This is a genomic window from Staphylococcus sp. KUGN1 (genome assembly GCF_045984185.1).
GTDB lineage: Bacteria > Bacillota > Bacilli > Staphylococcales > Staphylococcaceae > Staphylococcus > Staphylococcus warneri_A.
The window spans coordinates 1,072,256-1,086,563 of sequence record NZ_JBJQIL010000001.1 but is presented as its reverse complement, the minus strand read 5'-3'; the positions used below and the strand labels follow the sequence as shown (position 1 = coordinate 1,086,563).

The following is a 14,308-nucleotide window of genomic DNA, read 5'->3' as shown; positions in this document are numbered from 1 at the left end:
GAATAAGGAGGATAATTATGACAAAAGATATGTGTGAAGTTACCTGTATTCACGAAGATAAGGTAAACAGGGCTAAAAAAGACCTTGCTAAACAGAATCCTATGGATGTAGCGAAAGTTTTTAAGACTCTGTCAGATGATACAAGGGTTAAAATTGCTTATGTTTTATCTTTAGAGGGAGAGTTATGTGTTTGTGATGTAGCGAATATCATTGAATCTTCAACGGCTACGGCATCCTATCATTTAAGATTGTTGAAAAATTTAGGTATAGCAACATACCGTAAAGAAGGAAAATTAGTCTATTATTCACTAGATGATGAGCATGTTAAACAGCTTGTAGAAAAAGCTTTCTTGCATCAAAGGGAGGTTGCTAGTATTGGATAGTTCAACAAAAACATTAACAGAAGATAAACAGGTTTACCGTGTGGAGGGTTTCTCGTGTGCGAATTGTGCTGGGAAGTTTGAAAAAAATGTAAAGGAACTACCAGGGGTGCATGATGCGAAAGTCAATTTCGGAGCTTCCAAAATTGATGTCTTTGGCAGTGCAACTGTTGAAGATCTGGAAAAGGCTGGTGCTTTCGAGAATCTTAAAGTGGCACCAGAGAAGGCTAGAAGACGGGTCGAACCAGTGGTAACAGAAGATAAAAATGTTTACCGTGTGGAGGGATTTTCTTGCGCAAACTGTGCTGGGAAGTTTGAAAAAAATGTAAAACAACTAGCTGGAGTTCAGGATGCAAAAGTGAACTTTGGCGCTTCCAAAATTGATGTATATGGAAATGCATCGGTTGAAGAGCTTGAAAAAGCAGGTGCTTTCGAGAATCTTAAGGTAATTCCTGAAAAACTGGCGAATCCATCGATACAAGCGGTCAAAGAAGACACTAAGGCTCCTAAAGAAGAGAAAATACCGTTTTATAAAAAACACAGCACATTGCTGTTTGCCACATTAATGATTGCTTTTGGTTACCTTTCTCACTTTGTAAATGGAGAAGATAACCTTGTAACTTCCATGTTATTTGTAAGTTCGATTGTAATTGGCGGATATTCACTATTTAAAGTTGGTTTTCAAAATTTGATACGCTTTGATTTCGACATGAAAACCCTGATGACCGTTGCAGTTATTGGAGCTGCCATCATTGGTGAATGGGCAGAGGCATCCATTGTTGTCATTCTCTTTGCAATCAGTGAAGCACTTGAACGTTTTTCTATGGATAGAGCAAGACAGTCCATTCGTTCATTGATGGATATTGCCCCAAAAGAAGCACTTGTTAGGCGGAATGGTCAGGAAATAATGATCCATGTGGACGATATTGCCGTGGGTGATATTATGATCGTCAAACCAGGGGAGAAAATTGCCATGGATGGGATCATTATAAATGGGGTGTCGGCTGTCAACCAGGCTGCTATAACAGGAGAATCTGTCCCTGTTGCCAAAACGGTAGATGATGAAGTATTTGCAGGTACGCTTAACGAAGAGGGACTACTTGAAGTAAAAATCACCAAATACGTAGAGGATACAACCATCTCCAAGATTATTCATCTGGTTGAGGAAGCACAAGGGGAGCGCGCTCCAGCGCAAGCATTCGTAGATAAATTTGCGAAATATTATACGCCGATCATTATGGTTATTGCGGCGCTCGTTGCAGTCGTTCCACCTTTATTCTTTGGTGGAAGTTGGGATACTTGGGTTTATCAAGGATTAGCGGTACTTGTAGTTGGATGTCCGTGTGCATTAGTTATTTCTACTCCAATCTCGATTGTCTCGGCAATTGGAAATGCAGCTAAAAAAGGTGTGTTGATTAAAGGCGGTGTCTATCTAGAGGAATTAGGAGCCATTAAGGCAATCGCATTTGATAAAACAGGAACACTGACAAAAGGTGTACCAGTGGTAACAGATTTTAAAGTGTTAAATGATCAAGTAGAAGAAAAAGAGCTGTTTTCCATTATTACAGCTTTAGAATATCGATCACAACATCCACTTGCTTCAGCAATAATGAAGAAAGCAGAGCAAGATAATATTACTTATTCCGATGTTAGAGTGGAGGACTTCACTTCTATTACAGGTCGGGGCATTCAAGGGAATATAGATGGAACAACCTATTACATTGGCAGTCCAAGGCTTTTTAAAGAATTAAATGTTTCCGATTTTAGCCTTGAGTTTGAAAATAAAGTGAAAGTTTTACAAAACCAAGGGAAAACGGTCATGATTATTGGAACGGACCAAACAATCCTCGGCGTGATTGCTGTAGCAGATGAGGTCCGCGAAACAAGTAAAAATGTGATTCAAAAACTTCATCAGTTAGGAATCAAGCAAACAATTATGCTGACAGGTGATAATCAAGGTACCGCAGAAGCAATCGGTGCTCATGTAGGCGTTTCTGATATTCAGTCCGAATTGATGCCACAGGATAAGTTGGACTATATTAAAAAAATGAAAGCCGAGCATGGTAATGTAGCTATGATTGGCGATGGCGTCAATGATGCTCCTGCACTTGCTGCATCCACTGTTGGCATTGCAATGGGCGGTGCTGGAACAGATACTGCCATCGAGACAGCTGATATTGCATTAATGGGAGATGATTTAAGTAAGCTTCCATTTGCAGTAAGACTTAGCAGGAAAACGCTAAATATCATCAAAGCGAACATCACGTTTGCCATCGGAATTAAGATAATTGCCTTACTATTGGTTATTCCAGGCTGGCTAACCCTTTGGATTGCGATTCTTTCCGATATGGGAGCCACTATTTTGGTAGCATTAAATAGTTTGCGACTGATGAGAGTGAAGGATAAATAGGTACTATATGTGTGCAATTTACGGAAGGACTTTTCATTTTGAAGAAAAGTCCTATCCCTAAAATATTGGAGATGATAAAATGATCGCGACGATACTGACGGCTACTGCGGTATATGTAGCAACAGGAATTGATTATCTCGTCATATTAATTCTTTTGTTTTCGCAAGTAAAAAAAGGTCAGGTAAAACATATTTGGATAGGACAATATATAGGGACTGCAATTGTGATAGGAGCAAGTCTTTTAGTTGCACAGGGGGTTGTAAATTTAATTCCTCAGCAATGGGTTATCGGACTACTTGGGCTTTTACCACTTTACCTAGGCGTGAAAATATGGATTAAAGGAGAAGAGGATGAAGATGAAAGTAGCATTTTATCCTTATTCTCCTCTGGAAAATTTAATCAGTTATTTTTGACGATGACTTTCATCGTATTGGCTTCCAGTGCGGATGACTTTTCCATTTATATACCGTACTTCACGACCTTAAGTATGTCTGAAATCTTTATTGTCACTATTGTCTTTCTAATTATGGTTGGAGTTTTGTGCTATGTCAGTTACCGTCTAGCTTCCTTCGATTTTATATCGGAAACAATTGAGAAATATGAACGTTGGATTGTACCAATTGTATTCATTGGGCTAGGTATTTATATATTGTTTGAAAATGGAACATTCAATGCTCTGATTTCATTTCTTCTTTGAAGTGGCGAATCCAAACCATAAAGTAAAGTATAAAGAGGTTATCCTATTGATTGGGATAACCTTTTTATATTTAACTAATTATCATTTACGTTAAACACATGTACTTAAAGTAAGAACATTGATTTAAACCATTTTTTTCATAATTTACTCTTGATAAAGTTTAACGCCTTCAGAAGAAGATATTAATACGACAATTAGATTAAGAGACTGTGGAATGATATTGGGTATTAATGTATTGGATCATATTATTATTGGCGATAATCAGTTTACAAGTTTAGTAGAGTGTGGTTACTTTGATAATGAATAGTTTTCACCTAGAATAAATAGAATTGGAATAGTATAATAGGTGAAAATAGACATCAGGGGGTCATTAAATTGACTATATTTCTAATTATTGGAGTACTCATTCCCATTATTTTTATCATGCGATTAAATGCTAAAAATCAAAAAATGACAATAAAACTTTTTTTATACACTATAGGACTGTCAATTTTAGGGATTGTAGTGACTACTGTCATTGGAACAATAGTATCTCATTCACATGCATCTATTGGTTTAGTTATATTAGGTTCAATAATTGTAGGTGTAATTTGGGGTGTTTTACTAGGATTAAGTTATATTTTCTTTAGATTTTTATCTACTACTTTCAAAAAATAAATTTACTAAAAAAGCTATGAGAAATTAACGCATTGTTTTTGCATTGATTCCCATAGCTTTTATATTATTGAATATATGCGATTAATTTATCATAATTATCCATTAGCCAAATAATTCCTTGATAAGCAAGATAAATACATAATAGTATTATACCAACAGATATTAAAAAGCGGATGATAGATATACCTACTCTAAATAGTAAAATAACAAGTAATACAATTAATATAATTGATAATAAACTCATTATGGAAAACCTCCTAACGCCATGAAACTCATATTAATATTATACTAAAGTTGATTATTGAATACATCCGTCTATAGGTACAACTATGATACTTCCTTAGACCTATATATTTTTCACTAATAATTTTATATAATAACTTAAATGGAAAAGGAGGATATATTATGAGGTTCTTATTCAGCATAATAAAAAATATTATAGCAGTTATCGCTATTTTAATCATTATTTATATCGCATTAAAGTATGCGCCTTTTTTAAGAGACCAAGAGTGGAATCCAATTAGCAATCCTCCAAATCAGACTGAGCAAAATATGGACAATCCAAATAACAATACAAAGCAACCACAACATGGAAAAAGATATTCAATAGAAGATAATGATATAATTAAGAACGTACCTGCAAGTCAAATTAAAAATGTATTTAATATGATAAATAAAAAAGAATTTATGTCAGTATCAGGAATAGGTAGAATGGGATATAATGATGAATATTTAGCTGGTCAAAGAGGTGATGAATTCATTATTTATAAATTCGGTTCTGATTCAATCAGAGTTTATAATAATGAGTTTGAAATGCAACAGGATTTACATGAACTGGGCCAAAATATTGATTTAAAAAATGAACAGGCATATGAAAATAATTAGATTCACATGTTTGAAATCCTTATTCAAATACGTTAGCCTTTATATAGAGTAAAATGATAAAGGTTGGTGTGGACAATGGTTGAAAAATCAAAAGAAAAACGTGCCAACGAACAAGCTAAAGCGCAAAATCTATTTGCACGTTGGAGAAAAGAAGAGACACTTTATAGTGAAGATGAGAAAAAAGAGAGAAAGAAACAAGAAAAACAACAAAAAGAGAACGAATAGAGTAACGCACTAAAGACTACCAACTCACGACAAGTTGGTAGTCTTTTACTTATCCTTTATAATATATTAGTAGATCATTACCTTAATAAATATTGATAAATTGCAAGTTGCTTTCTTCAATAGTAAATGATTATGATATAAAATGATTTTATTAAGCGTTAGTGCTTTATTTCATTTCAGCAGTAATATAGAATAGTGAGGAAGAATAAATTTTAAAGTTTTATAAGAGGTGTTCTGGGTGCTTAAATTTTTTAAAAATAACAAACTCATTGTTGTTTTATGTGCAATTATTGTTTTTATTGCATTGATTGGTTTGTCTATTCGCTCTCAAACTCAATCACCTCCCGAGCAATATGTAGGAGATTCTGTTTCATTTGGTCAACGAGTGATGAGTTATCCTGTAAATTTTGTTACTGGAGCAATTGGTAATATTTTTAATATGGGTGAATCGAAAAAAACTAAAAACAAAGTCAAACAATTAGAAGCTAAAAATCAACGTCTAGAGGCTGAAAACAAGAAGTTTAAAAAGGAATTAGATATGAAAGATATATCTAAATATGATCCGATTTCTACTACTGTTATAGCAAGAAATCCAGACCAATGGATGAATACTATAGTGATTGATAAAGGTTCTAAAGCTGGTATCAAAAATAATATGGCTGTTATGACATCTGAAGGGTTAATTGGAAGAACTACTAAAGTAAATCAATTTTCTTCACAAGTCGATTTGATTTCAACGAATACAAGAGCAGGTAAATTATCAGTTAATATACAACATAAATCTAAAAATGTATTTGGTTTAATAGATCATTACGATGCGAAAAACGAAGAATTAGTTATTAGTGATATCAATAATAAAGATAGTATTTCTAAAGGCGATAAAGTTGTAACAAGTGGTTTAGCAGATCAACTTCCAAGTAGTTTATACATAGGTGAAGTGACAAGTGTAGAGAATGATCAATATGGTTTAGCTAAAGAAGTAAGAGTAAAAACAGGTGCAGATTTATCAGATTTAAATCATGTATATGTTGCTAAGCGAGACGCTTCTTCACTTCCTAAAGATGAAAGCGGGGATAACTAATGCGAGGAATATATTATTTCTTGATTGGTATTCTACTTTTTTATATTGATACTATTATTGGTTTAGTCATTCCTATGCACTTTGGTAAAATTGATGTCATTTTTGTACCACACTTAACTTTAATGTATTTGTTAATTTTAACCATTTATCGTAGTTTTGGTGTGGCTTTAGTTCTAGCCATATTTTTGGGTTTAATTACTGATTTATATTATGGAAGCATTTATGGCCTATACATGTTTGGTTATATATTAGCTGTAGTGGTCATGGATAGATGCTTTAAAATATTCTATAAAGATAAAGTCATGATATTTATTATTATTTTGGTAAGTACCATTTTAATAGAAATATATGTGGCGTTAATTTACGGATTGATTGGATTTATACAATTTAACCTAATTGAATTCTTATTGCTTAGATTATTACCAACATTTATAGTTAATTTATTACTGTTAACAATTTTATTTCCTCTCATGTTAAAATTTTTGAGGAAAATACAAATCAAGATTGACAGTAGGATATAAGTAATGGTAAGATGCAGTAGTTGAGTAGTTTCAGGCTACATACAACCGCTCAAATATAGGTCGAAGTACAAATTGTATTTTAATTAATGATGACATTTATTAAAATCACGAATATGTCACCTATATATGGCGTGACTTATTATATAGGAGGTGCAAAGTATGTTTGCTATTATTGAAACAGGTGGAAAACAAATCAAAGTAGAAGAAGGACAAGAAATTTACGTTGAAAAATTAGACGTAAATGAAGGTGATTCTTTCACATTTGATAAAGTATTATTTGTAGGTGGAGATTCAGTTAAAGTTGGTGCGCCAACAGTAGAAGGTGCAACAGTTACTGCAACAGTTAATAAAAACGGTCGTGGTAAAAAAATCACTGTATTCACATACAAACGTCGTAAAGACTCTAAACGTAAAAAAGGCCATCGTCAACCATATACAAAATTAACTATCGATAAAATTAACGCGTAATAATGATTACTGTTGATATTACAGTTAATGATGAAGGCAAAGTAACAGATGTCGTTATGGATGGTCATGCTAATCAAGGTGAATATGGTCATGACATTGTCTGTGCTGGTGCCTCAGCCGTATTATTTGGTAGTGTTAATGCAATTATGGGATTGACGTCAGAAAAGCCGGACATCGATTATAACGATGACGGAGGTCATTTTCATATAAGAAGTGTTGATACAAATAACGATGAAGCTCAATTAATTCTGAAAGCAATGCTTGTATCTTTACAAACTATTGAAGAAGAATATAATGAAAATATCAGATTAAATTATAAGTGAGGTGTATCCCGATGTTAAAATTAAACTTACAGTTCTTCGCATCTAAAAAAGGGGTAAGTTCTACAAAAAACGGACGTGACTCTGAATCTAAACGTTTAGGTGCTAAACGTGCTGACGGTCAATACGTAACAGGTGGTTCAATTCTTTATCGCCAACGTGGTACTAAAATTTACCCTGGTGAAAATGTAGGTCGTGGTGGCGATGATACATTATTCGCTAAAATCGACGGCGTTGTTAAATTTGAACGCAAAGGTCGTGACAAAAAACAAGTTTCTGTATATGCAGTAGCTGAATAATTTTGTCTAGTTAACACCAGAAGTGAAGGCTTCTGGTGTTTTCTTTTGTTTAAAATCTTATTCTGAAGTAAAAAAGTTATCACATTAAATCATGTTGATTCCTAATGATTCAATTTAAGAACTAAAATTTTTCTACACATAGACTTAATGATATAATTAAACAGATCATGAAAACAAAAATGAGTAAAAGAGGTGAGATATATGTTTGTCGATCAAGTGAAAATATCTCTTAAAGCAGGAGATGGTGGTAATGGTATTACCGCTTACAGAAGAGAAAAATATGTACCATTCGGTGGACCAGCTGGTGGAGATGGTGGCAAAGGTGCATCAGTAATATTTGAAGTAGATGAAGGACTACGTACATTATTAGATTTTAGATACCAAACGCACTTTAAAGCTAAAAAAGGTGAGAATGGTCAAAGTAGTAACATGCATGGAAGAAATGCTGAAGACTTAGTATTAAAAGTACCACCTGGCACAATTGTTAAAAGTGTTGAAACAGAAGAAGTGCTTGCAGACTTAGTAGAAGATGGCCAACGGGCTGTGGTGGCAAAAGGTGGTCGTGGAGGACGTGGCAACTCACGTTTTGCTACACCTAGAAATCCTGCCCCAGACTTCAGTGAAAATGGTGAACCAGGTGAAGAAATTGACGTCACACTTGAATTAAAATTATTAGCAGATGTTGGTTTAGTAGGTTTTCCTAGTGTGGGTAAATCCACTTTGCTTTCAATCGTTTCGAAAGCTAAGCCTAAAATTGGGGCCTATCACTTTACAACAATTAAACCTAACTTAGGTGTTGTATCTACACCTGATAATAGAAGTTTTGTCATGGCTGACCTACCAGGATTAATCGAAGGTGCCTCAGACGGTGTAGGATTAGGTCATCAATTTTTACGACATGTTGAACGTACAAAAGTAATCGTACATATGATTGATATGAGTGGTTCAGAAGGTCGTGACCCTATCGATGACTATCACGTAATTAATAAAGAATTAGTGGCGTATAAACAACGTTTAGAAGATCGCCCTCAAATTATAGTGGCAAATAAAATGGATATGCCAGATGCTGAAGATAATTTAGAATTATTCAAAGAGGAAACCGGCGATGACCATATCATAATTCCATTATCAGCTGTCTCAAGAGATAATATCGATCAATTATTATATACGATTGCTGATCAACTTGAAAAAGTTAAAGATATTGATTTCTCTGTTGAAGAAGATGAAAATGTTGGTGTAAACCGTGTTGTGTATAAACATACACCATCTCAAGACACATTCACGATTACAAGAGATGATGGTGCATACGTTGTGAGTGGTAATGCTATTGAAAGAACATTCAAGATGACTGATTTCAATAGTGATCCTGCTGTACGTAGGTTCGCAAGGCAAATGCGCTCAATGGGCATTGATGATGCTCTAAGAGCTAGAGGTTGTAGCAATGGAGATATCGTAAGAATTCTTGGTGGAGAATTTGAATTTATAGAATAGGAGTGTGAAAGATGGACAATAAAGAATATAGGAAGTTTTATCTTATACGCGAAGATGTTTTACCTGAATCTGTAATTAAAACTTTGAAAATAAAAGATGCATTAAAAAATAATTCTGAGTTGTCCATCTATGATGCCGTAAAACAATACGGTTTGTCACGTAGCGCTTTTTATAAATATAGAGAAACTATATTTCCTGTAGATGAAAAATTATTAGATCATCGTGAATTCACATTAATTCTATATGTCAATGATATTGTAGGTATGTTGGCACAAGTATTAAATACAATTTCTCAATTACAGTTATCTGTACTTACTATACATCAATGTGTACCGATGAATGATAAAGCGACAATTACCTTATCGTTAAATGCATCATCTTCAGATTTAATGATAGATGATGTAGTAATTGCTTTACGAGAAATTGAACATGTGTCTAAAGTAGAATTAATAAGCATGAGTATGTAAATGAGGATGTGCTAAAATGTACGCGTATATTAAAGGTAAACTAACGCAATTATTTCCTACTCACGTAGTGGTAGATGTTAATGGCGTTGGTTACGAAATTCAGACACCTAATTCATATCGTTTTCAAAAATATTTGGATAAAGAAGTTCAAATATTTACATCATTAATTGTTAGAGAAGATGCTCAGTTACTCTATGGTTTTATTAATGAAGAAGAGAAAGATATGTTTTTAAGTTTAATAAAAGTAACAGGAATAGGTCCAAAATCAGCATTGGCTATACTTGCAACAAGTACACCTAATGAAGTGAAACAAGCTATTGAGAATGAAAACGATACTTACCTTACTAAATTCCCAGGTATCGGTAAGAAAACTGCACGACAAATAGTGCTTGATTTAAAAGGCAAAGTTCAAATTACAGAAGAAAATAGTGACACACTATTAAATGTGATGAATGATTCTAATGCTAATGAATCTATGATTAAGGAAGCTATGTTAGCTTTAGAAGCGTTAGGTTATTCAAAACGTGAGTTATCTAAAGTTGAAAAGGTTCTAAAACAATCTAATATGGATTCAGTTGATGAAGCTGTTAAAATCGGATTACAAACATTAGTGTCATAAAAAAACCTAACATCAAAATGAAAGGGGGAAATATTATGGATGAAAGAATGGTCGACCAATCTGCACATAATGAAGAATCTGACTTCGAATTATCTTTACGACCAACTAAATTAAAGCAGTACATTGGTCAATCTTCCATTAAAAGTAATTTAGAAGTATTCATTAAAGCAGCTAAATTGAGAGAAGAGCCTCTAGATCACGTTCTCTTATATGGTCCCCCTGGGTTAGGTAAAACAACTTTATCTAATATAATAGCCAATGAAATGGACGTTAACATTAGAACAGTATCTGGCCCTTCATTAGAGCGTCCTGGAGATTTAGCAGCAATTTTATCTGGATTACAACCAGGAGATGTGTTGTTCATTGATGAAATACATCGTTTAAGTAGTGTTGTTGAAGAAGTATTATATCCCGCGATGGAAGACTTTTTCCTAGACATCATTATAGGTAAAGGTGATGAAGCACGTAGTATTCGTATTGATTTACCACCTTTTACACTGGTTGGTGCTACAACACGTGCTGGAAGTTTAACTGGACCTTTAAGGGATCGATTTGGCGTCCACTTACGACTTGAATATTATAATGAAGCAGATTTAAAAGAAATTATAATAAGAACTGCTGAAGTACTAGGAACAGATATAGATGAAGAGAGTGCGATAGAGTTAGCAAAACGATCTAGAGGTACACCACGTGTAGCAAACCGTTTATTAAAAAGAGTGAGAGATTTTCAACAAGTAAATGAAGATGATCAAATCTATATTGAAACTACAAAGCGTGCATTAAAACTATTACAAGTTGACGATTATGGATTAGATTATATTGATCACAAAATGATGAATTGTATATTAAATCAATATAAAGGTGGACCTGTCGGACTTGATACAATTGCAGTGTCTATTGGTGAAGAACGAATAACTATCGAAGATGTTTATGAACCTTTCTTGATTCAAAAAGGTTTCTTAGAACGTACACCTCGAGGTAGAAAAGCAACACCATTGGCGCATGAACATTTTGGCAATTCTAATGAAATGAGGGAGTAAGTTGAATATTGAAGATTTTGACTACGATTTACCTGAATCTCTAATCGCACAAACGCCTTTAAAAAATAGAGACCAAAGTAGATTGTTAGTATTAAATAGAAATAATGGAAATATGGAACATCTACATTTTAAAGATGTGATTAACTATTTTAATCCTGGTGATACGCTTGTTTTAAATGATACTAGAGTTATGCCCGCAAGACTTTTTGGATTAAAAGAAGAAACGGGTGCTAAAGTTGAGATGCTTATGTTGACTCAAATTGAAGGCAATGATTGGGAGGTATTGTTAAAGCCGGCCAAACGTATTAAAGTAGGGAATCAATTGAATTTCGGAGATGGAAAAATTATCGCTGAATGTATTGAAGAGTTAGACCAAGGTGGTAGAATTATGCGCTTGCATTATGAAGGAATATTGCAAGAACGTCTTGATGAATTAGGTGAGATGCCTTTACCACCATATATTAAAGAGAGACTAGATGATCCTGATCGTTATCAAACAGTTTATGCAAAAGAAAGTGGATCTGCTGCAGCACCTACTGCAGGGTTACATTTTACAGATGAACTTTTAGAGTCAATTAAGGCAAAAGGTGTGAATATCGCCTTTATCACATTGCATGTTGGTCTTGGTACATTTAGGCCAGTAAGTGTAGATAATATTGATGATCATGAGATGCATAGTGAGTATTATCAAATGACACAAGAAACTGCAGATTTATTAAATGAAACAAGAAAAAAAGGTCATCGAATTATTTCAGTAGGTACAACATCAACTAGAACACTTGAAACAATACGTAGAGATCATTCAGAATTTGTTGAAAAAAGCGGTTGGACAGATATCTTTATCTATCCAGGTTTTGAATATAAAGCTATTGATGGTTTGATTACTAATTTCCATCTTCCTAAATCAACGCTAGTAATGTTAGTGTCAGCGTTTAGTAGTAGAGAATATATTTTAAATGCATATCAAAAAGCTGTTGAAATGGAATATAGATTCTTTAGTTTTGGAGATGCAATGTTAATTATCTAAAAGAATGTGAGGATTTTAAATATGCCTGCAGTAACATACGAACATATTAAAACTTGTAAACAATCAGGTGCACGTTTAGGAATTGTACATACACCACATGGTTCGTTTGAAACACCAATGTTTATGCCAGTAGGAACTAAAGCAACAGTTAAAACAATGAGCCCAGAAGAATTGCGTCAGATTGAGGCTAAAATTATTTTGGGAAATACATATCATTTGTGGTTACAACCTGGAAATGATATTATCAAACACGCTGGGGGACTGCATAAATTCATGAATTGGAACGGACCTATTCTTACTGATTCAGGTGGGTTCCAAGTTTTTAGTTTAAGTAATCTACGTAAAATCTCAGAAGAAGGTGTCGAATTTAGACATCATACAAATGGTTCAAAATTATTTTTAAGTCCAGAGAAATCAATGGAAATTCAAAATGATTTAGGATCTGACATTATGATGGCATTTGATGAATGTCCGCCTATGCCATCTGAGTATAAATATGTCAAAGATTCAATTGAGAGAACAACACGTTGGGCAGAAAGATGTTTAAAAGCCCATGCTCGCCCTGAAGATCAAGCGTTGTTTGGTATTATTCAAGGTGGCGAATATAAAGATTTACGTGAACAAAGTGCGAAAGAGCTTGTTGAGCTAGATTTTCCTGGCTATGCTATTGGGGGGCTTTCAGTAGGAGAGCCTAAACCTGTGATGTACGAAATGGTAGAACACACTGAACAATTTATGCCAAAAGATAAACCTAGATACTTGATGGGTGTCGGCTCTCCCGATGCATTAATCGAATGTAGCATCCGAGGTATGGATATGTTTGATTGTGTATTACCTACTCGTATAGCTAGAAATGGTACATGTATGACATCTAATGGACGTTTAGTAATCAAAAATGCAAAGTTTGCTGATGATTTAAGACCATTAGATGAAAATTGTGATTGCTATACATGTAAAAATTATTCTAGAGCATACATTAGACACTTAATCAAAGCAGAAGAAACCTTTGGTATCCGTCTTACTACTATTCATAATTTACATTTTCTGCTAAAATTAATGGAAGATATTAGACAAGCCATTCGAGAAGATAGACTTTTAGACTTTAAAGCTGAATTCTTCGAACAGTATGGATTAAATGTAGATAACCCTAAAAACTTTTAAAGAGGAGAATGTAACATGCAATTTACATCATTGATATTACCGATCTTATTGTTGGTTCTAATGTATTTCTTCTTAATTAGACCTCAACAAAAACGTGCTAAAGAGCATCGTGAAATGATAAGTCGTGTAGAAGCTGGACAAAAAATTACTACAATCGGTGGTATTAAAGGTACAGTCAAAGCGGTTGATGAAACAACAGTAGTGGTTACTGTTAATGGTCATGGCACAGAAATGACTTTTGAAAAACCAGCTATTAAACAAGTTGATCCTTCATAATAGTATGTTATTGAAGCCTGGGGCAATATTGTCTCAGGCTTCAATTATATTTACTTGGATTTTAACTTATATGTCTAAACAATTTAAAAATTTAAAAATGATGTGATTTAAGCATTAAAGAATTGTTTCCAATAATTAAATGCGGCTAGAGATGAGTTAGTATCTGTATTTAGTTATTATCCATATGCATTAAATTAATTGAAAAAAGTTTTCAATAATTTCACTATAAAGTGTAGTATGTTAATATAGATAGGTCATAGGAGTTATTCTATTGACTCCGACTT

At 33.8% G+C, this 14,308-nt stretch carries 19 protein-coding genes, 1 pseudogene and 1 other annotated feature; of the genes and pseudogenes, 19 read left to right on the top strand and 1 reads right to left on the bottom strand.

Annotated elements, in window-relative coordinates; genetic code table 11:
- The first annotated feature begins 17 nt into the window (after positions 1-17).
- From ACJQQZ_RS05350 to ACJQQZ_RS05330, 5 genes and pseudogenes are all read left to right on the top strand, one after another.
- Positions 18-383, top strand: coding sequence for an ArsR/SmtB family transcription factor (locus ACJQQZ_RS05350; RefSeq protein ID WP_103207742.1), 366 nt, complete (start codon positions 18-20; stop codon positions 381-383).
- Entirely contained in the window at positions 376-2,790 is a 2,415-nt protein-coding gene (locus ACJQQZ_RS05345) for a cadmium-translocating P-type ATPase CadA (protein ID WP_408023090.1), read from the top strand. Before ACJQQZ_RS05350 ends, ACJQQZ_RS05345 begins: the two co-directional genes overlap by 8 nt.
- Positions 2,791-2,869: 79 nt before the next feature.
- Entirely contained in the window at positions 2,870-3,487 is a 618-nt protein-coding gene (locus ACJQQZ_RS05340; RefSeq protein WP_103207738.1) for a CadD family cadmium resistance transporter, read from the top strand.
- A gap of 160 nt (positions 3,488-3,647) precedes the next feature.
- Positions 3,648-3,794: pseudogene (locus ACJQQZ_RS05335) on the top strand (JAB domain-containing protein); the annotation flags it as partial.
- 68 nt (positions 3,795-3,862) lie between these two features.
- Positions 3,863-4,144, top strand: a complete 282-nt coding sequence (locus ACJQQZ_RS05330; protein ID WP_124227813.1) for a hypothetical protein — start codon at positions 3,863-3,865, stop codon at positions 4,142-4,144.
- A 64-nt stretch (positions 4,145-4,208) separates the two neighbouring features.
- Here the strand turns inward: ACJQQZ_RS05330 and ACJQQZ_RS05325 are convergent, their stop codons facing one another.
- Positions 4,209-4,388 carry a hypothetical protein gene (locus ACJQQZ_RS05325; RefSeq protein WP_002451789.1) on the bottom strand — a complete coding sequence of 60 codons (180 nt, stop codon included), beginning with the start codon at positions 4,386-4,388 and terminating at the stop codon, positions 4,209-4,211.
- 161 nt (positions 4,389-4,549) lie between these two features.
- On the opposite strand from ACJQQZ_RS05325, the gene ACJQQZ_RS05320 reads away from it, so the two are divergent.
- The 14 genes from ACJQQZ_RS05320 to yajC all read left to right on the top strand — a co-directional run bounded on the left by ACJQQZ_RS05320 (position 4,550) and on the right by yajC (position 14,024).
- Positions 4,550-5,029: a DUF4930 family protein gene (locus tag ACJQQZ_RS05320; protein WP_124227812.1), complete on the top strand. Its 480-nt coding sequence runs from the start codon at positions 4,550-4,552 to the stop codon at positions 5,027-5,029.
- A gap of 75 nt (positions 5,030-5,104) precedes the next feature.
- Entirely contained in the window at positions 5,105-5,254 is a 150-nt protein-coding gene (locus ACJQQZ_RS05315; RefSeq protein WP_002451791.1) for a hypothetical protein, read from the top strand.
- 238 nt (positions 5,255-5,492) lie between these two features.
- Entirely contained in the window at positions 5,493-6,335 is an 843-nt protein-coding gene (mreC, locus tag ACJQQZ_RS05310) for a rod shape-determining protein MreC (RefSeq protein ID WP_107536324.1), read from the top strand.
- On the top strand, positions 6,335-6,856 hold the full coding sequence (gene mreD / locus ACJQQZ_RS05305; protein ID WP_107546679.1) for a rod shape-determining protein MreD: 522 nt from the start codon (positions 6,335-6,337) through the stop codon (positions 6,854-6,856). Before mreC ends, mreD begins: the two co-directional genes overlap by 1 nt.
- Positions 6,857-6,889: 33 nt before the next feature.
- Positions 6,890-7,003 (top strand) — a sequence feature (ribosomal protein L21 leader region).
- A 12-nt stretch (positions 7,004-7,015) separates the two neighbouring features.
- Complete coding sequence (gene rplU, locus ACJQQZ_RS05300; RefSeq protein WP_002451794.1) at positions 7,016-7,324, top strand: 50S ribosomal protein L21; 309 nt, start codon at positions 7,016-7,018, stop codon at positions 7,322-7,324.
- Between the two features lie 2 nt (positions 7,325-7,326).
- Positions 7,327-7,647: a ribosomal-processing cysteine protease Prp gene (locus ACJQQZ_RS05295; protein WP_002451795.1), complete on the top strand. Its 321-nt coding sequence runs from the start codon at positions 7,327-7,329 to the stop codon at positions 7,645-7,647.
- 11 nt (positions 7,648-7,658) lie between these two features.
- A complete protein-coding gene (gene rpmA, locus ACJQQZ_RS05290; RefSeq protein ID WP_002451796.1) occupies positions 7,659-7,943 on the top strand; it encodes a 50S ribosomal protein L27 in 285 nt (94 codons plus the stop codon).
- Positions 7,944-8,144: 201 nt separating this feature from the next.
- Positions 8,145-9,434 (top strand): GTPase ObgE, encoded by a 1,290-nt coding sequence (gene obgE / locus ACJQQZ_RS05285; RefSeq protein ID WP_124227811.1) that lies wholly within the window; start codon positions 8,145-8,147, stop codon positions 9,432-9,434.
- Positions 9,435-9,445: 11 nt separating this feature from the next.
- Positions 9,446-9,901: an ACT domain-containing protein gene (locus ACJQQZ_RS05280; RefSeq protein ID WP_145505343.1), complete on the top strand. Its 456-nt coding sequence runs from the start codon at positions 9,446-9,448 to the stop codon at positions 9,899-9,901.
- A 16-nt stretch (positions 9,902-9,917) separates the two neighbouring features.
- Positions 9,918-10,520, top strand: a complete 603-nt coding sequence (gene ruvA, locus ACJQQZ_RS05275) for a Holliday junction branch migration protein RuvA (protein ID WP_002451799.1) — start codon at positions 9,918-9,920, stop codon at positions 10,518-10,520.
- Between the two features lie 35 nt (positions 10,521-10,555).
- Positions 10,556-11,560 carry a Holliday junction branch migration DNA helicase RuvB gene (gene ruvB, locus ACJQQZ_RS05270; protein WP_049424703.1) on the top strand — a complete coding sequence of 335 codons (1,005 nt, stop codon included), beginning with the start codon at positions 10,556-10,558 and terminating at the stop codon, positions 11,558-11,560.
- Position 11,561: 1 nt separating this feature from the next.
- Positions 11,562-12,587, top strand: a complete 1,026-nt coding sequence (gene queA / locus ACJQQZ_RS05265; RefSeq protein WP_002451801.1) for a tRNA preQ1(34) S-adenosylmethionine ribosyltransferase-isomerase QueA — start codon at positions 11,562-11,564, stop codon at positions 12,585-12,587.
- 21 nt (positions 12,588-12,608) lie between these two features.
- Complete coding sequence (gene tgt / locus ACJQQZ_RS05260; RefSeq protein ID WP_002451802.1) at positions 12,609-13,748, top strand: tRNA guanosine(34) transglycosylase Tgt; 1,140 nt, start codon at positions 12,609-12,611, stop codon at positions 13,746-13,748.
- A gap of 15 nt (positions 13,749-13,763) precedes the next feature.
- A complete protein-coding gene (gene yajC, locus ACJQQZ_RS05255; protein WP_002451803.1) occupies positions 13,764-14,024 on the top strand; it encodes a preprotein translocase subunit YajC in 261 nt (86 codons plus the stop codon).
- Positions 14,025-14,308: the final 284 nt, after the last annotated feature.